This window comes from Streptomyces sp. XM4193, assembly GCF_023072595.1.
Taxonomy (GTDB): Bacteria; Actinomycetota; Actinomycetes; order Streptomycetales; family Streptomycetaceae; genus Streptomyces.
Genome location: NZ_JALLGK010000010.1, coordinates 46114 through 63924, shown reverse-complemented (window position 1 = coordinate 63924; position 17811 = coordinate 46114). Strand labels below are relative to the sequence as shown.

The 17811-nt window shown below is 70.8% G+C and carries 14 protein-coding genes and 1 pseudogene; 6 read left to right on the top strand and 9 right to left on the bottom strand.

The genetic code is table 11. The annotated features are described in order from the left end of the window. Positions 1 to 279: 279 nt before the first annotated feature. From MTQ01_RS22175 to MTQ01_RS22160, 4 genes are all read left to right on the top strand, one after another. Positions 280 to 3051, top strand: a complete 2772-nt coding sequence (locus MTQ01_RS22175) for an ATP-binding protein (RefSeq protein ID WP_247492596.1) — start codon at positions 280 to 282, stop codon at positions 3049 to 3051. Continuing rightward, positions 3048 to 3776 (top strand): response regulator, encoded by a 729-nt coding sequence (locus tag MTQ01_RS22170; RefSeq protein WP_247492595.1) that lies wholly within the window; start codon positions 3048 to 3050, stop codon positions 3774 to 3776. Before MTQ01_RS22175 ends, MTQ01_RS22170 begins: the two co-directional genes overlap by 4 nt. Before the next feature lie 118 nt (positions 3777 to 3894). After that, positions 3895 to 4296 carry an OB-fold nucleic acid binding domain-containing protein gene (locus tag MTQ01_RS22165; RefSeq protein ID WP_247492594.1) on the top strand — a complete coding sequence of 134 codons (402 nt, stop codon included), beginning with the start codon at positions 3895 to 3897 and terminating at the stop codon, positions 4294 to 4296. A gap of 3 nt (positions 4297 to 4299) precedes the next feature. Further along, a complete protein-coding gene (locus MTQ01_RS22160) occupies positions 4300 to 5109 on the top strand; it encodes a DUF3159 domain-containing protein (protein WP_247492593.1) in 810 nt (269 codons plus the stop codon). Positions 5110 to 5317: 208 nt separating this feature from the next. On the opposite strand, the gene MTQ01_RS22155 is transcribed toward MTQ01_RS22160, so the two are convergent. The 5 genes and pseudogenes from MTQ01_RS22155 to MTQ01_RS22135 form a co-directional block, all read right to left on the bottom strand. Beyond that, entirely contained in the window at positions 5318 to 6547 is a 1230-nt protein-coding gene (locus MTQ01_RS22155; protein ID WP_247492592.1) for a MalY/PatB family protein, read from the bottom strand. A gap of 332 nt (positions 6548 to 6879) precedes the next feature. Then, the gene (locus MTQ01_RS22150) at positions 6880 to 7563 is read right to left on the bottom strand and encodes a TrkA family potassium uptake protein (protein WP_247492590.1); all 684 of its coding nucleotides are present in this window, start codon (positions 7561 to 7563) and stop codon (positions 6880 to 6882) included. An 80-nt stretch (positions 7564 to 7643) separates the two neighbouring features. Continuing rightward, positions 7644 to 8303 (bottom strand): annotated as a pseudogene (locus tag MTQ01_RS22145) (TrkA family potassium uptake protein); the annotation flags it as partial. A 596-nt stretch (positions 8304 to 8899) separates the two neighbouring features. Next, positions 8900 to 9808, bottom strand: a complete 909-nt coding sequence (locus MTQ01_RS22140; RefSeq protein WP_247492589.1) for a hypothetical protein — start codon at positions 9806 to 9808, stop codon at positions 8900 to 8902. Positions 9809 to 9991: 183 nt separating this feature from the next. Next, positions 9992 to 11161 (bottom strand): S1 family peptidase, encoded by a 1170-nt coding sequence (locus MTQ01_RS22135; protein ID WP_247492587.1) that lies wholly within the window; start codon positions 11159 to 11161, stop codon positions 9992 to 9994. A 745-nt stretch (positions 11162 to 11906) separates the two neighbouring features. On the opposite strand from MTQ01_RS22135, the gene MTQ01_RS22130 reads away from it, so the two are divergent. Further along, positions 11907 to 12290, top strand: a complete 384-nt coding sequence (locus MTQ01_RS22130) for a hypothetical protein (RefSeq protein WP_247492585.1) — start codon at positions 11907 to 11909, stop codon at positions 12288 to 12290. Positions 12291 to 12780: 490 nt separating this feature from the next. Here MTQ01_RS22130 and MTQ01_RS22125 read toward each other — a convergent pair whose 3' ends face one another. Further along, positions 12781 to 13290, bottom strand: coding sequence for a hypothetical protein (locus MTQ01_RS22125; protein WP_247492584.1), 510 nt, complete (start codon positions 13288 to 13290; stop codon positions 12781 to 12783). 218 nt (positions 13291 to 13508) lie between these two features. Beyond that, entirely contained in the window at positions 13509 to 15044 is a 1536-nt protein-coding gene (locus MTQ01_RS22120) for an SDR family oxidoreductase (RefSeq protein WP_247492582.1), read from the bottom strand. 435 nt (positions 15045 to 15479) lie between these two features. Here MTQ01_RS22120 and MTQ01_RS22115 point away from each other — a divergent pair, with 435 nt between their 5' ends. Further along, positions 15480 to 16823: a class I SAM-dependent RNA methyltransferase gene (locus MTQ01_RS22115; RefSeq protein ID WP_247492581.1), complete on the top strand. Its 1344-nt coding sequence runs from the start codon at positions 15480 to 15482 to the stop codon at positions 16821 to 16823. Between the two features lie 129 nt (positions 16824 to 16952). On the opposite strand, the gene MTQ01_RS22110 is transcribed toward MTQ01_RS22115, so the two are convergent. Then, a complete protein-coding gene (locus tag MTQ01_RS22110) occupies positions 16953 to 17369 on the bottom strand; it encodes a PIN domain-containing protein (protein WP_247492580.1) in 417 nt (138 codons plus the stop codon). After that, positions 17366 to 17629, bottom strand: coding sequence for a CopG family transcriptional regulator (locus tag MTQ01_RS22105; protein WP_247492579.1), 264 nt, complete (start codon positions 17627 to 17629; stop codon positions 17366 to 17368). Before MTQ01_RS22105 ends, MTQ01_RS22110 begins: the two co-directional genes overlap by 4 nt. Positions 17630 to 17811 lie beyond the last annotated feature (182 nt).

Genomic DNA, 17811 nt, shown 5'->3' with positions numbered 1-17811 from the left:
CCTCGCCCCGGACCGGACGCCCCCTCGGGGCTCCCGGTCGCCCGGCCGCTCGACATCGAAGGGCCGCCGCCGGTTTCCGTACCGGAGGCGGCCCTTCGCCGTGCCGCAAACGCCCTGCCCGCACCGCCCGTGCCCGCAAACGCCCCCGCCCACAACGCCCCTGCCCGCGCACCGCATCGGACGGCGCCCGCGCTCCCCGACCCCTCGTGCGCACGGTCGCCGCCGGTCACCGAAAGTGAACGGCGCCGATCGTCCGCCGCTTCACCGAGAATGGACGACATGGCACAACGCGGAACGCTGCGCGTCTACCTCGGCGCGGCACCCGGCGTGGGCAAGACCCACGCCATGCTCTCCGAGGGACACCGCCGCGCGGCCAGGGGCACGGACGTCGTCGTCGGCTGCGTGGAGGCGTACGGACGTCCCCGTACGGAGGCGCAGCTCGACGGCCTGGAGGTGCTGCCGCGGGTGGGCGGCGCGGAGGGCGCCGAGATGGACACCGACGCCGTGCTGCGGCGCGCGCCCGCGGTGGTCCTGATCGACGAACTCGCCCACACCAACGCCCCCGACTCCCGGCACGAGAAGCGCTGGCAGGACATCGAGGAGCTGCTGGAGGCCGGCATCGACGTGATCTCCACGGTGAACATCCAGCACCTGGAGTCCCTCGGCGACGTCGTGGAGTCCATCACCGGCGCCCGCGAACCGGAGAGCGTGCCCGACGAGGTGGTGCGCCGCGCGGAGCAGGTCGAGCTCGTCGACATGACGCCCCAGGCGCTGCGCCGCCGCATGGCGCACGGCAACGTCTACAGCCCGGAGAAGGTCGACGCCGCCCTCTCCAACTACTTCCGCCCCGGCAACCTCACCGCCCTGCGCGAGCTCGCGCTGCTGTGGACCGCCGACCGCGCCGACGAGTACCTCCAGCAGTACCGCTCCGAACACTCCATCCGCACCACCTGGCAGGCCCGTGAGCGCATCGTCATCGCGCTCACCGGCGGGCCCGAGGGCCGCACGCTCATCCGCCGGGCGGCGCGGATGGCGGCCAAGGCGTCCGGCAGCGAGCTGCTGGCCGTCTACATCGCCCGTTCCGACGGGCTGACCGCCGCCTCCCCGAAGGAGCTGGCGCTCCAGCGGACCCTGGTGGAGAACTTCGGCGGCACCTTCCACCACGTCATCGGGGACGACATCCCGGCCGCGCTGCTGGACTTCGCGCGAGGTGTCAACGCCACCCAGATCGTGCTCGGTTCGAGCCGGCGCAAGAGCTGGCAGTACATCTTCGGCCCCGGTGTCGGGGCGACCGTGGCCAGCGAGTCCGGGCCGGACCTGGACGTGCACATCGTGACGCACGAGGAGGTCGCCAAGGGCCGCGGTCTGCCCGTCGCCCACGGGGTGCTGCTCAGCACCTCGCGCGTCCTCAGCGGCTGGATCGTCGCGATCGCCGTACCGCTGCTGCTCACCCTGCTGCTGACCGAACTCGACCCGACCGTCGGCTTCACCAACACCGTGCTGCTCTTCCTGGCGGTCTCGGTGGTCGCCGGCTTCCTCGGCGGCGTACTGCCCGCGCTCGCCTCCGCCGCGCTCTGCTCGGCGCTGCTGCACCACTACTTCGCCGAACCGGTCGACAGCTGGCGCATCGCCGAGTCGCAGAACGTCATCACCATCGCGAGCTTCTTCGTCGCCTCCGCGGCGGTCGCGCTCGTCGTCAACCTCGCGCTGCGCCGCGCCCGGCAGGCGGCGAGGCTGCGTGCCGAATCGCAGATCCTGGCGATGCTCGCGGGCGGCGTGCTGCGCGGCGGCGACTCGCTGGAGGCGCTGCTCGGCCAGGTCAAGGAGACCTTCGCGATGGAGGCCGTGGCGCTGCTGGAGCGCACCGAGGAGCACGGCCCGTGGACGTGCGCGGGCAGCGTCGGCACACCGGCCGGCGGGCAGCCGCTGACCAGACCCGAGGACGGCGAGGCGGACATGCCCGTCGGCGACCAGATGATGCTGGTCCTCTCCGGGCGGGTGCTGCCGGCCTCCGACCGGCGGGTGCTCGCCGCCTTCGCAGCCCAGGCGGTCGGCGTACTGGACCGCCAGCGGCTCCAGCGCGAGGCCGATCAGGCGCGGACACTCGCCGAGGGCAACCGCATCCGTACGGCGCTGCTGGCCGCCGTCAGCCACGATCTGCGCACCCCCCTCGCGGCGATCAAGGCGGCGGTGACCTCGCTGCGTTCGGACGACGTCGCCTGGTCCCCGGAGGACGAGGCGGACCTGCTGGAGGCCATCGAGGACGGCGCCGACCGGCTCGACCACCTGGTCGGAAACCTGCTGGACATGTCCCGCCTCCAGACCGGCACCGTCACCCCGCTGATCCGCCGCACCAACCTCGACGAGGTCGTGCCGAAGGCGCTGAGCGGAGTGCCGGAGGGCAGCGTGCGGCTGGACATCCCCGAGTGGCTGCCGCTGGTCGCCGTCGACCCGGGGCTGCTGGAGCGCTCGGTCGCCAACATCGTGGAGAACGCGGTCAAGTACAGCCCGTCGCAGACCCCGGTGAAGGTCTCGGCCAGCGTGCTGCGCGACCGGCTGGAGATCAGGGTCACCGACCGCGGCCCGGGAGTGCCGGACAGCGAGAAGGAGCGGATCTTCGAACCGTTCCAACGGCTCGGCGACGCCCCGCGCGGCGCGGGCGTGGGGCTGGGCCTCGCGGTCGCCCGAGGCTTCGCGGAGGCCATGGGGGGCAGCCTTGAGGCGGAGGACACTCCGGGAGGCGGGATGACGATGGTGCTCACCCTGCGCACCGGCGGGGACAGCCCGCTCACCTACGCCGACCTCGCCGAGGAGGCCCGCGCCGCCCGGGAGGGCGACCCTGCCGACGACGACCCCTCCGGTGACGACACGGGCGGCGGCAGGACGGACAGCGGCTCGGCGCCGGGCGGCTCGGCGCCGGGCGCCTCGACGGCAGGCGCAGCGCCGACCGCCACTGCCGCCGGGCCCGCAGCCTCGACCGGGACCCCAGCCGCAACCGGGACTCCAGCCGCAACCGACAGCTCCACCAGCGCCAGGGAGGCCGCCGAGTGAGCCCAGCCCGCCGTACGTCGCGCCCGCCGAAGGAGCCGCCGAAGCACCGGGTGCTGGTGGTCGACGACGAGCCCCAGATCGTCCGCGCCCTCGCCATCAACCTCCGCGCCCGCAACTACGAGGTCGACTCGGCCCACGACGGCGCAACCGCGCTGCGCATCGCCGCCGACCGCCGCCCCGACGTCATCGTCCTCGACCTCGGGCTGCCGGACATGGACGGCGTCGAGGTGATCAAGGGCGTACGCGCCTGGGGCCGGGTGCCGATCCTGGTGCTCTCCGCCCGCCAGACCTCGGACGAGAAGGTCAAGGCGCTGGACGCGGGCGCCGACGACTACGTCACCAAGCCCTTCGGCATGGACGAGCTCCTCGCCCGCCTCCGCGCCGCCGTACGACGTGCCGAGCCCGCGCCGCCGACCGCCGAGCCGGTGGTGCTCCAGGCCGAGGGGCTGAGCATCGACCTGGGGGCGAAGAAGGTGCGGCGGGACGGCAAGGACGTACGGCTGACGCCCACCGAATGGCATCTGCTGGAGGTGCTGGTGAGCCAGAGCGGCCGGTTGATCAGCCAGAAGCAGCTGCTCAAGGAGGTGTGGGGGCCCAGCTACCAGAAGGAGACCAACTACCTCCGGGTCTACATGGCCCAGCTGCGCCGCAAGCTGGAGGCCGACCCCTCCCACCCCCGGCACTTCATCACCGAACCCGGCATGGGCTACCGCTTCGAGGGCTGAACGGGACCGGACCGTCCCCGGCCTCTCGGCAGGGCAGGGTTCCGGTACGAGGCGCCCCTCGGGCGGGGCCGGGCCGTCGCCGCCGGGAGGGATCCGGAGCACGGGTAGGCTGGCAGTCATGGGCAGCGTCAACGCCTCCGGCAAGAGCTCCGGTCCGATACGTCGGCTGCTCTCCCGGCTATCCCCCCACGACGAACGTCCGCACAGTTGTCCCGAGCCCCGGGGCGCGGAGGCGGGGCGCGACTGCACGCCGATCGGTGCGTGCGGCGATCGCCAGATCGTGAAGGTGATCGGGACGCTCCGCACCGTTACACTCCGTGCCCGGGCCGGAGTGCCCGCGCTGGAGGCGGAGCTGTCCGACGGTTCCGCCTCGCTGTCGGTGGTCTGGCTGGGCCGCCGCGCCATCGCGGGAATCGAACCGGGCACGGCGCTGATCGCCTCGGGACGGATCGCGATGCATCACGGTCGACCGGTGCTGTTCAACCCCAAGTACGAACTGCTACCACCGGGACAGGAGTAACGGGTGACCCCACTCGACAAGCCCACCGCGGACGCGGAGGCACCGGCCGCCGACACCGAGGTGACCAAGGCCGCCTTCCTCGAGGCGTTCGGCGGCGTGCGCGGCATGGTGGAGACCACCGTGCCCGGCCTCGTCTTCGTCCTGTGCTACACGATCACCCGGGACATCCACACCGCCGCGATCGCCGCACTCGCCCTCTCCGGCGTCATGGCGCTGGTGCGGCTCGCCCGCAAGGACACCGTCAAGCACGCCTTCAGCGGCGTCTTCGGCGTCGGCATCGGCGCGGTCTTCGCGATGATGTCCGGCGACGCCAAGAACTTCTACCTGCCCGGGATGCTCTACACCCTGGGCCTGGCCGTCGCCTACATTCTCAGCTCGCTGGTCGGCTGGCCGCTGCTCGGTCTGATCCTCGGCCCGCTGTTCCGCGAGAACCTCTCCTGGCGCACCCGCAACCCCGGTCGCAAGAGCGCCTACACCAAGGCCAGTTACTCCTGGGGCTTCGTGCTGCTGGCGAAGTCCTGCATCACCTTCCCCATCTACTTCTGGGGCGACGCCACCCAGCTCGGCTGGCTGCGTGTGGCACTCGGCATTCCGCCGTTCCTGCTCTGCGTCTACCTCACCTGGATCTTCCTCGCGAAGGCCCCCGCCCCCATCGACGTGATCGCCGAGATGGAGGCCGAGGAGCGCGCCGAACGCGAGGCGGAGAAGGCGGGGGAGCCCGCCGACGCCGAGCCCGCCGACCGGACCGACTCCGCCCAGCAGACCGCGAGGGCCGCGCAGGCCGCCGCCGAGGAGGAGCGCCGCACGCCCTGACCCGGCACACGACCCACTCGTCCGAGCCCCGCCCCACCCGACCCGGGCGGCGGGGCTCGGACGTACCGGGCAGGGCCCACGGAGACGTACGCGCAGGCCCACGGACCTCTGGCCGGCCCGCCGCGCCCGGTGACACTTCGCGCCTGGCCTGCCGGCCGAGGCCGTCGACTCCCCTCCCGCACCGGTCGCCCCGGCGCACCGGCCTCTCTCACCGCACGCCGGCGGCGACCTCTCCCATGCGTCGTACCGCTTCGACGAGGATCGCCGAGGAGGTGCCGAAGTTGAGCCGCGCGTGGCCGCTTCCACCGCTGCCGAACGCCGGGCCGGAACTCAGTGCCACCCGGCCCCGCTTGAGGAAAACCGCCGCCGGACCGGCGATGGCCGTCACATCCCCGGTCGCCGCCGCCGGACCGCCTCCGTCGCTCTGCGGCGCGCCGCCGTCGTGCTCCAGGCCGAGTGCGGTGCAGTCCAGCCACGCCAGGTAACTGGCCTCGGGCGGCAGCCAGGAGACCTCCGGCACGTACTCGGCGAGGAGTTCGCCGAGCAGATCGCGGTTGGCGGCGAGGCCCCGCAGCGCCGCGTCGAGCCAGTCGCCGCCGTCCCGAAGCGCCGCGGTGTGGGCGAGCGCCGCGATGTGGCTCGGCCCGTGACCGACCTCCTCCGGCAGCCGGGCCAGATCGGCCGCAGAGCCCGAACCGGCGGTCGCCACCGCGCACTTGAGACCCGCGAGGTTCCACGCCTTGGAGGCCGACATCAGCGAAAGACCGCGCTCGGCCCCGTCCACGCTCAGGTACGGGGTGAACCGTGCTCCGGGCAGGACGAGCGGTGCGTGGATCTCGTCCGCCACCACCCGTACCCCGTACCGCTCGGCGAGCTGCGCGACCTGCTCCAGTTCGGCGCGGGTGTGCACGGTCCCGGTCGGATTGTGCGGGTTGCACAGCAGATACGCGGCGGCCCCCACCCCGTTCTCGCCCGCGAAAGCCTCCTCCAGCGCCTCGGGGGCGATCCGTCCCGCCGCCGTCAGCGGAGCCTCGACGACCCGACGGCCCATGTGTTCCACGAAGGAGTAGAACGGCGGATACACCGGGCAGTTGACCACCACCGTTCCGCCCGGCTCGGTGACCAGGCGCAGCATCTCCACCACTCCGAGCATCACGTCCGGAACGAGCGCGGTGCGCCCCACGTCCAGCCCGTCCCACGCCCACCGGTCGGCCGCGAACCCCGCCAGCGCCTCGGCGTACCCGGTGCCCGCCGGGTAACCGGTGTCGCCGCGCGCGACCGCCTCCGTGACGGCGCGGACCACGGGTTCGGCGAGGACGACGTCCATCTCCGCGACCCACAGCGGCAGAACGTCGTCGCCGTGGGCGCGCCACTTCATGCTGGAGCGCGTACGCAGCTCCTGGAGGGACAGCTGCTCGAACGGGTTCTCGGTGGTCATCGGCGGCGACTCCCGGGGAGTTGGGTCGGCGGTGGGTCGGACGACAGCGGCTCCGGTCCGGCTCCAGCGTCCCCCGGCCCGACGGCCGACACCACCCCGCCGACAGCGTCCGCGACAGCCACCCGCGACACCACCCATGCCGACAGTGTCCGCGCACCGCACACTTCACCGGGGCCCGGGAACGCTTCGCCCTCCCGCCGCCAATCCGTCCCCGCACCACCGGTGCGGGGCGAGCAGCACGCAGCCACCGAACCGTGCGTCCCGGTACGGCCGTTCGGCCTCCGCCCGACCCGGGCGGGGCAACGGCCCGGCCCGTTGCGCGCGGTACCGGCTCACCTGCCCTTGGCGGGCCCCTGGGGGCGGACGGAGAACATCTCCTCCAGCTCCTCCTCGCGCTCCTGGGTGGTGACGAAGAGCAGTTCGTCGCCCTCCTCCAGCACGTCCTCCTCGCTGGGCGCGATCACACGGGCGCCGCGGACGATCGTGACGAGAGTGGTGTCCTGCGGCCAGGCCACGTCGCCGGACCGCACCCCCACCAGCTCCGCCTCCGGCGGGAGGGTGATCTCCACGAGGTTGGCCTCGCCCTGGCTGAAGCGCATCAGCCGCACCAGGTCGCCGACGCTCACCGCCTCCTCCACCAGCGCGGACATCAGCCGCGGCGTCGAGACCGCGACGTCGACGCCCCACGCCTCCGTGAACAGCCATTCGTTGCGCGGATCGTTGACGCGGGCGACGACCCGGGGAACGCCGTACTCGGTCTTGGCCAGCAGCGAGACGACCAGATTGGCCTTGTCGTCGCCGGTGGCGGCGATCACGACGTTGCAGCGCTGTATGCCGGCGTCGTCGAGCGAGGAGATCTCGCAGGCGTCCGCGAGCAGCCACTCCGCGCGCGGCACCACCTCGACCTTTATCGCCTTCGGCGACTTGTCGACGAGCAGCACCTCGTGGTCGCTGTCCAGCAGCTCGTCGGCGATGGACCGGCCCACCGCGCCGGCTCCGGCGATCGCGATCCTCATTCGACTGCCCCCGATCCACTCGGTCCGCCCGCAGTCGACCAGCCGGCGCCGCCGGAACCGCCCGACCTGCTCGAACCGCTCGCCCCGCTCGGTCCGCTCGCGAAGACGGCCTCGACGTCGCCCATGTCGGCGACCCGCATCATCACCTGGATCAGATCCCCGTCCTGCACCACCGTCTGCGCGTTGGGCAGCATCGGCTCACCGGCGCGGTTGACGAACGCCACCCGTGCGCCCGACTCCTCCTGCAACCTGCTCACCAGCTGACCGACCCAGGCGGGGGAGAAGGCGACCTCGGCGAGCTGCATCTCGCCGGTGGCGTCCCGCCACAGCGGCTCGGCGCCGGTCGGCAGCAGCCTGCGCAGCATCTGGTCGGCCGTCCAGCGCACCGTGGCGACGGTCGGAATGCCCAACCGCTGGTACACCTCGGCCCTGCGGGGGTCGTAGATACGGGCCGCGACGTTCTCCACGCCGAACATCTCGCGGGCGACCCGCGCCGCGATGATGTTGGAGTTGTCGCCGCTGCTCACCGCGGCGAACGCCCCGGCCTCCTCGATCCCCGCCTCCCGGAGAGTGTCCCGGTCGAAGCCCATACCGGTCACCCGCCGACCGGCGAACGACGGACCGAGCCGCCGGAACGCGGTGGAGTCGCGATCGATGACCGCGACGCCGTACCCCCGCTTCTCCAGCGTCCTGGCGAGGGCGGCGCCGACGCGCCCGCACCCCATGATGACGATGTGCATGAGGCCGCTACCTCGCACCTTCCGCGCCGCACCGACCACCGGGCCCACCCCGGCAGTCCACCGAGGTCGAAGGGGTCGAACCCGGCAGTGCGGCACACGCTACTCCTCGCCCCACCGGCCCCGGCGGTGACCAACCGGTGCGCCCGGGATGCGGTGCTTCGGCGACATTCGTCCCGTCGGTGCGTACGGAGCCGCCGGCGCTCCCCGTACGCACCGACGGACCCGTCCGCCCCCGCAGCGCCAGTCCCGCCCGGCGCCGGCCCGCTCCGAGGCCGCCCCCCGGTCGGCCGCTCCCGGGCGCCTCCGCCACCAAACGCCCGCAGCGTGCCCGGCTCCGCGCCGGCCCCCGCCCCCGCAGCGACACCCGTACGCGGTCGGACCGCCCGCGCGCAGCACACCGGCGGACCGTCCCGTCCGGCAGCCCCCGTCGACCGTTCCCGGGGCCCCACGCCGCCCCCACCCGGCGCTGCCGACCCTGCCGGGAACCGCCGCCTCCCCGGCGTACCCCTGCGCCGCCGTCCCGGTGGACGCTCCGCGGCGACGCCCCGTCTCAGGACGGGCCGACGTCCGCGGGTGGGCCGCCCGTACGCCCCGTCTCAGTCCTCGCTACTGCCGGGCCAGCTCCACGAGATGCCGTGGAAGCCGAGCGCCCGCACGCTGGGCATCAGATGCGCGGTGTGCGAGGCGTCGATGGCGATTCGGCGCACCTGTTCGCGTGCCGAGTTGACCCTCGGCTGGTGGAAGCGGTGGCAGTTGGTCGGTATCGCGTCCGGGTGGAAGCGGGCGACCAGCATCAGATCGCGCAGCCCGTGCCGTACCGCGCGCTGGAGCGTGGTGGAGGGCAACTGCGGGTCGGTGAACCGCAGTTCGTACTCGACGTAGACGGTCGTGCCGCTGCGCATCGGCCGGTCCAGCAGGATCTCGACCACCACGAAGCTCGACTGCGGCTCGTGGCGCACCTGGCCCAGTCGTCCGCTGTGGACGACGACGTCGATCGGTCCCGCGTTCGGATCGTCCAGGCTGTGCAGGGCGACGACGCGGTCGACGCCGTCCTCCAGCACCTGGAAGACCTGGCTCGCCTGGATGCGGTGGATGGCACGGTTGCGGCCGAGCCAGACGAAGTCGCGGGTGCTCAGGCCGCGCAGCCCGGAGTTGAAGTTGGGGAAGTCCTCGCCGAGCGCGCGCTCGTGGAGCGAGTCGGTCCCGTAGATCTGGCGGATGGCGGCGACGTTCTCCGCGCGGCCCACCGTCTTGCCGCGCGGCCGGTGCGGCTCGATGAGGGCGCGCAGGCTCTCCGGCGGCAGCTTGAGTATGGATTCCAACTCGCTGACGGCGCGGAGGGATTCGGCGCGTTCGGGCTGGCTGCGGCCACGCTGCCAGTAGCTGAGGGTCGAGGGGCTGAGGCGTATGCCGCGCTCGGCCAGTCTGCTGCACAGTCGATCGAGGGGAAGCCCGCGTCTTGTTACTGCGTCGCGCAGGGCCACCGCGAAGCTGGAGTCGGTCATGTTCTTCTCCACGGCGTGTTCTGTGGGGGGTCTGCTGGTCGGGCAGACATGTGTACGTCTTCCAGGACGCTCAGAACGCGGTTCGCGTTCAGCGGGTCCGCGGAAATACGCAGCGGCCGAGGGCCGCACCCTCCGTGCGGACAGGTACGGCCCTCGGCCCGGTGCTCGCCAGGAGCGCGCGGATCAGACGGTGTTGAGCGTCAGACCGTAGTGCTCCAGGGTGTCGTCCAGCGGCTGGAAGTACGAGCTGCCGGTGTCGTTGACCCCACCGCAGGTCTGGCCCATCGGGCCGCCGGAGGTCATGCCCTGCGCCTGGCTGCCGGAGATGTACGCGCCACCGCTGTCGCCGCCCTCGGTGCAGACGGTCGAGCGGCCGAGGCCGGTGACGACGGTGTCCGGGCCGCCGCTGGGGTCGGTGTAGGTGACGGTCACGTCGTACTCCTGGACCTTGCCGCAGGTCCAGCCGGTGGTGGCGCCGCCCTTGCACAGGTCCGCGCCGGGCAGGGCGCGCTCGCCGCCCTCGACCTTGACGGAGCCGTTGCCGTAGGTGTCGACGTCGGTGGAGATCGAGGCGCCGGACTCCAGTGCCGCGATGCCCATGTCGACGCTGTCGGTGCCGATGGCGAAGCGGGTGTCCTCGGCCGTCGCGAACTGGCTGCCGTTGTTGAGGAGCTGGTCGCCGTCCTCGATGCAGTGGCCGGCGGTGACGAGGAAGTCCTTGCCGCTGTCGTCCTTGGCGCCGTAGCCCACCGAGCAGTAACCGCCGCTGCCGGAGTAGGTCATCTTCGAACCGGGCAGCACCGACTGCTGGAAGGTGACGGGCTTCTCGCCCTTCACCACGTTCACCGCGCCCTCGTACTTCGACGCCGCCTTCAGAAAGCCCTTGGCCGCCTTCGTGCCGGCGTCGGCCACGCGGATCTCGACCTTGCCGGCCTCCACGTCCACGCTCCAGGACGTCACACCTTCGGGTGTGATCTCCGAAGCCCGCTTGTCCAGCGCCTTCTTGATGCGCTCCAGCTTCTCGGCGCGGTGGTCCGGCGTACGGGCGGTGAGGCCCGCGTTCCTCACCTCGGCCGCGTCCGCCTTGTCACCGACGTTCACCACGAGTGCGGCGTCGGCGTCGAAGAAGGCGCTGTCGACCTTCACGCCGTCCTTGCGAAGCTTCTCCAACGCGCCCTGCTGGTCGGCCTGTCGGTCCAACCGGTCCGCCGCGTCCGCCTGGCTGATGTCCAGGGAGGCCGCCAGCGTCTTGAGCATCTGCGGGTCGTAGGTGTCGGCCGAACCACTGGGCGCGGCCTGCGCCGCCGCCACTCCCGACACTGACAGCAACGCGCCTGCGACAGTCGCTGCCATGAGTGATCTGCGAGAAGTCACCGTGCTTCCTTTCGGTCGCAGGGCAGACAACCTGCGCGGCCGAAGACGTGATGGGGGTGTCTTCTCGCCTGCCCTGACGGCGCCTTGGGGGAGGTCGCCGTGAGAGCAAACTCTGTTGTTCACCACCCGGCGACGGCAAGACCGTTCGAGGCAGGGGTTCTTGACAGTTATGGATGGCAACTGTTGATCGATGCAGCCAACTGGTGCCTCGTCGGTCGTCCAACGAGCCAGAACCTCGGGGTTCGCGGCGATCGCAACCGTGGCACGCGCTGCGGAAGTTCGCGCATGCGACGCGTGAAGCCACGGGACTGGAACGCCCGCTTCACACGGCACCCGTGCCCAACGAGGAAGCAGGCACACACGAGAAGTCGCTCCCCTCGGTGCCGGTCAGCCGATCTGCTCCCGAAGCAATCGCTTCGGCTCCGACAGAGCAACTGCTCGCGCCGACCTGCCCGTAACCACCCCAGGACTGTGCCCGGTTGTCGCCGAGGAAGTTGGACAAGCACGGTCGTGCCGACCGAGACCATCCTCGATGTGGATCACTCCTCCATCGGAGAGAGTTGAGGGAACGACGCTTCGCCCGCACTGAAGAAGAGCTGGACCATCCCGCTCAGGCAAACCGTCAGTCCTCGCACGGAGGGAGGAAGTTCTCGACATCTGCGACCGACCCTGCTCTGCGTCCGGCCCTGCCGTTCCGGTGGTCAGCACGGTTGAGAGGCTCTACATGTCCCTCAACCACGCGAGCGACCCTGTCCACGGCGCTCCGGGCCGTGACTTGAAGGAAGACTCCGAGTACGTGCGGGGCGGGACCTGCTCGATCCTCGTGTGGGTCGAGCCACCGGCCGGCCACCGTCGCATCAACGCCCGTCGACAACGAGCCCGCCCGGACCGGGCCGAGGAAGTCGACCAGCTGCTGACCGGCCATCATCACGACGCGGAGCAAGCGGTGCTGGGTATGGAAAACCCCAACTACAGAACTATGGATGAGCAATGGAGAGAGTTCGACTGGCCGCCACGAATCAAAATGGTGATGGTGAAATCATTGAGATACAAATTATCGATGCAGGTCAGCCAAGAATTCAAGCAGTCAGAAGGGATGGAAGTGTAAGCATCCATCGAGGAGTCGACCTATTCGAATGTCTCAAAGGAGTGCGGCAATCCCTGGAGGGAGAAGGGATGTTGTTGTGCTGCCAGGGAGCGCGGCCAATGGTTTTTCCCTCTGGGATGGGACGACAGATGTCCAATGGCCGACTGGCCTACCCATTGCGCCGCGATCCGCCCCTCACCGATTCAGACCTGGTGGATATTTTCGCCCCCGCGCACTGTTCAGAAGTAGGCACAGTCGAGGATCAGCGCAGTGCAGTGATCGAGTTCTTTCGATCGACCAAGTAGTGAATGCGCCTTCAGGTGAATTTTGCTCAACCGTGCCAGATGGTGCCGTGACGGCTTTGATGGGCAGAACCTATTCCAGGACGGCGACCCCGGTCACTGCTACGACTGCACATCAAGATCGACCGCGAAGACACTGCCACCAAGGCCTAGCGAAACCGGCACATCCTGGTCTGGGGACTGGATGACGATCTGAGGTCCGAGGTCGGTTACGCGAGATTAATTCTCTTCTCGGCTCGCAGGACGGATTGCTCCAACTCGGTTGCTCCAGCGGAGGATGATTCGGACAGAACTCGACTTCCATTCTTCAACATCTCAACCGCAATCTTCAGCTCGTCGAAACAGGCAGCCTCCCAGTCGGCTTTCTCTGCTTGACCGGATTCGGTGCCCTCCAGTTGCCTCGATATTCTGGACCAGGTCCCAAGCGATTCAGACACGACGCAGGGCAAGCGAATAATTCTCTCCACCCCTTTGCTTGTTGCGTATTCGGTGATGGCGACCAGTACTGGAACGGATCGGGCGGTCGCCGCTGCTACTGCCATGCCTTGATGGCAAATTCGCATCGAGATTTCACTTACCGCCCTCGCCGCTTCGCGTGCGTCGCTCGAACCTGCCCTGTCGAAAAGATCCGGAAGGTCGGAGGCGCGGCCGTATGCATGGTGTACTTCGCTCCATGATGCACCCGTATCAAATTTATCCCGCCATGACATCTTCTGCATCCTCAAATATCCCGATCTTTCCGAGAAGCGCGACGCGACACTGACAGGGAGGTATGGGGTCCAGTATGTTTTTACATTTCGAAGTATCTGTCTTCGATCTTGAGCGGAGGCGCGCTGGAAGACAGCTCGGCCGTCGACGGCGAGGACGTGCGCGTGAATCTGACCCGCCCACTGACGCTCGCTGCAGTTGACACAGCCTGCCATCCGCCGCGTGGGCCTCAGTGCGAATTCGTGCTGTTCCTGTCCTTCGATCCGCTCACGTGGCCTGCGTGGTCCGTGTCTGCACCGGTGTGCTTGTTCGCGGCGGCGGCGATGTTGCGGGCCATGCCGCCGAAGACGAGCGCGTGGAAGGGGCTCACGCTCCACCAGTACAACTGCCCGGCCAGGCCGTGCGGATGGAACAGTGCCCGTTGGCGGTACTCGGTGCCGCCGTCGGAGCGTGTCACCACGCGCAGCTCCAGCCACGCCAGGCCCGGGAGCCTCATCTCGGCGCGCAGCCGCAGCAGTTGGCCGCGTTCGATCGCCTCGACCCGCCAGAAGTCGAGCGCGTCCCCGGTGCGCAGGCGTGCCGCGTCCCGCCTGCCGCGTCGCAGTCCCACTCCGCCCACCAGCCGGTCCATCCAGCCCCGTACCGACCAGGCGAGGGGGAACGAGTACCAGCCGTTCTCGCCGCCGATCCCCTCGATGACCCGCCACAGTTCCCGGGGCGAGGCGTCCACGTCCTTGGCCCGCTCGTCGCTGTAGAGCGAACCGCCCGACCAGTCGGGGTCGGTGGGCAGCGGGTCGCTCGGCGCGCCCGGCCAACTCGCCGACGACCAGCGCGTACTGACCTGCGCCTCCTTGACGCGTCGCAGCGCGAGCCGCAGCGCTTCGTCGAAGCCGTACGGTGCGCCCGCCGGTGGCGGCACGTACCGTTCGATGTCGTTCTCCCGGCACACCACCTCGTGCCGCAGCGACTCCGTGAGCGGCCTGGCGATCGAGCTGGGCACGGGCGTGACCAGCCCCACCCAGTGACTGGAGAGCGAGGGCGTCAGCACCGGCACCGGCACCACGATCCGCCTCGGCAGCTCGGCCACCGCCGCGTACCGGCGCATCATGTCCCGGTACGTCAGAACGTCCGGTCCGCCGATGTCGAACGTCCGGGCCACCTCCCGCGGCAGCTCCGCGCAGCCCACCAGGCACCTCAACACATCGCGGATCGCCACCGGTTGGACCCGGGTGCGCAGCCAGCTGGGGGTGACCATGATCGGCAGCCGCTCGGTGAGATAGCGCAGCATCTCGAACGAGGCGGACCCCGAGCCGACGATCACTGCCGCGCGCAGCACCGCAGTCGGCACCCCGGAATCCAGCAGGATGCGTCCGACCTCCGCCCTGGACCGCAGATGCGGTGACAGCTCGCGCTCCGGCACACCGGCCGGCGTCAGTCCGCCGAGATAGACGATCCTGCCGACTCCCGCCTCCCGGCACGCCCGTCCGAAGGTGCGCGCCGCCTCCGCGTCGGCGCGCTCGAAGCCACTGCCGCTGCCCAGCGCGTGGACGAGGTAGTACGCCGCGTCCACCCCGTCCAACGCTTCGGCCAGTGATCGTGGATCGGTGACGTCGCCGCGCACCACCTCCACCTCGTCCGCCCAGGGCGTGTCCGCGAGCTTGGACGGCGTACGGGCCAGGCACCGCACCCGGTGCCCGGCCGCCAACAGCTCCGGCACCAGCCGACCTCCGACGTAACCGCTCGCTCCGGTCACCAGAGTGTGCACGGCCGCTCCTCTCCTGTTGCTCGCTCGCCCGTGGTGCGGCTGCACTCCCCGCACCGGGGACGAGCGGTCGCTGCTGTCCGCCGCGTCGGCGACCGTATGCCGGACCGCCGTCGCCGCCCCGCCCGCCCGTCGTTCCGGCGGGCGACGGCCGGGTGCGTACCCGCGTACCCGGTTCGCGGCGGTCCAGCCACCGCTGCAGGGTGCCGCGTACGACCCGAGCGGGGCGCGTACGTTCCCGCTGCCACGATCTCGCGTTCCCCGCCGCCCCGCCCACCGGCGGGTCTCGGACACGGGCGGGGCGCCGACGCGGACGTCCGGCCGGGCCCGCCCGCGGGGGAGGGGCACCCCTTCGCGCCGCGTAGACTTGGCCTTTTGCCGCAGGCCCGTCGAGGCGATCCGCCTCCACCCCGCACCCCACTCCTGGAGCGCCGCACCATGTCCGAAACCACCACCGAGTCACTGGTCGGACAGGAGTACGAGGTCGAGGTCGGCCCGGTCGCGCACGGCGGCCACTGCGTCGCCCGCACCGAGCAGGGGCGCGTGCTCTTCGTGCGCCACACCCTGCCCGGCGAGCGCGTCGTGGCGAGGGTGACCGACGGACACAGCGACTCGCGCTTTCTGCGCGCGGACGCCGTGACCGTCCTGGAGGCGTCGAAGGACCGTATCGAGGCGCCCTGCCCGTTCTCCGGGCCGGGCCGTTGCGGCGGCTGCGACTGGCAGCACGCCAAGCCCGGTGCGCAGCGGCGGCTGAAGGCGGACGTGCTCACCGAGCAGTTGCAGCGCCTGGCCGGGCTGACGCCCGAGGACGTGAAGTGGGACGGCACCGTCGAGCCCGCGCCCGGCGACAAGCTGCCCGCGGGCGAGGTGCCGCAGTGGCGCACCCGGGTGCAGTACGCCGTCGACGAGGACGGCCGCGCCGGACTGCGCCGTCACCGCTCCCACGAGGTCGAACCGATCGACCACTGCATGATCGCCGCGCCGGGCGTCAGCGAACTGGGCATCGAGAAGCGCAGCTGGCCGCAGATCGCGGGGATCGAGGCGAGCGCCGCGACCGGCTCCGCCGACCGCCAGGTCGTCCTGACCCCGCGCCCCGGCGGCCGACTGCCGATCGTCGAACTCGACAAGCCGGTCTCCGTGCTGCGCGTGGGGGAGTCCAAGAAGCGCACCGAACCGCGTCGGATGCACCGGGTGCACGGCCGCGACTTCCTGCGCGAGCGGGCCGACGACCGTACGTGGCGCGTGGGCGCGGGCGGCTTCTGGCAGGTGCACTCACAGGCCGCGGACGTGCTCGTCGACGCGGTCATGCGCGGGCTGCTCCCGCGCAAGGGTGAGACCGCGCTCGACCTCTACTGCGGCGTCGGACTCTTCGCCGGCGCGCTCGCGGACCGGATCGGCGAGAAGGGCGCGGTGCTCGGCATCGAGTCCAGCCGTCGCGCCGTTGAGGACGCCCGCCACAACCTGGCCGATTTCGACCGGGTCAGGGTTGAGCAGGGGAAGGTCGAGCAGGTCCTGCCCCGTACCGGCATCACCGAGGCCGACCTCGTCGTCCTCGACCCGCCGCGTGCCGGTGCCGGCCGCGACACCGTCGCCCGTATCGCCGCCCTCGGCCCCCGCCGCGTCGCCTACGTCGCCTGCGACCCGGCCGCCCTCGCCCGCGACCTCAAGTACTTCGCCGACAACGGCTACGCCCCCCGCTTCCTCCGCGCCTTCGACCTCTTCCCCATGACCCACCACATGGAGTGCGTCGCCATCCTGGAGCCGGCGAAGACGGACGCCTGAGCTGCGGCTTGTAGAGCCGATGTCGTGGCTGATTCTTGCTTGGCCTGCGGGCGGAGAAGGCTGAACATGTGAGCTGCGGACACTGCGGCAATTGCACTTCACGCCGGGCGGCAAGCCGGACGGGTCCCGTCAGATCTTTACAACGGTGGCCCGTGTCCCGCACAGGGCGGTGAGATCCTCCGGGTCGGAGGTGAGCACGGTGGTGGGGCCGGTCGCGGCGACTGCGGTTGCGGCGAGTATGGCGTCGATGGCGTATCTGTGGCCGTGGAGCCCTGCGTCGGCGAGGAGCGTGGCGGCCTGCCGGGCGAGCGGGTCGGTGACCGGCTCCACGACCAGCCGAGAGAGGGTCCACTCCAGGGCCGGGCGGTTGATCCGGGGGTGGATGACCTCGACCAGGGTGGCCGCGGAGGTGATGACCCGGAGATCATCGGCGCGGGCGAGTGCGAGCCAGGCGGTGACCGTGCGGTCGCGCAGGACGGCCTTCGCCAGCCCCTCGCTGTCCAGGACGAGGGTGCCGCCCGGAACTGCGGGGGAGGTGCGGGTCACGCGGCGTCCGCCCGGTCCGAGCCCTGCTGCCGCCGAGCCCGGTGGAGCTCGTCGCGCATGGCCTGGATCTCCTCGTCGGTGACGGGGCCGTGCTCCGCCTCCGCGACGGCGATGAGTTCGTTGAGATTGTCGCGCTCGACCTGGCGGGCGACCGCTGCGGCGACGTAGGCGGAGAGGCCGGAAGGGCCGCTGCGGCCGCGGGCGGCCTCGGCGATGTCCCGCGGCATGGTGATGGAGTACTTGCCGGTGGCTTCACTCATGCCACCTATCCTACTGCTGATGCTCCTTCGACTCCGGTGTGGTGCGGGCCGGTGGGTGATCATCGAAGCCGAGGGGGCCGACGGCTTCCTCTCATTGACGAGGCCGGCCGCTCCAGGTTGGGGATCATCGACATGCCTGCGTGCCGCAGCCGCAGAGAACCCGAAGGGACGTTGTGAACAAG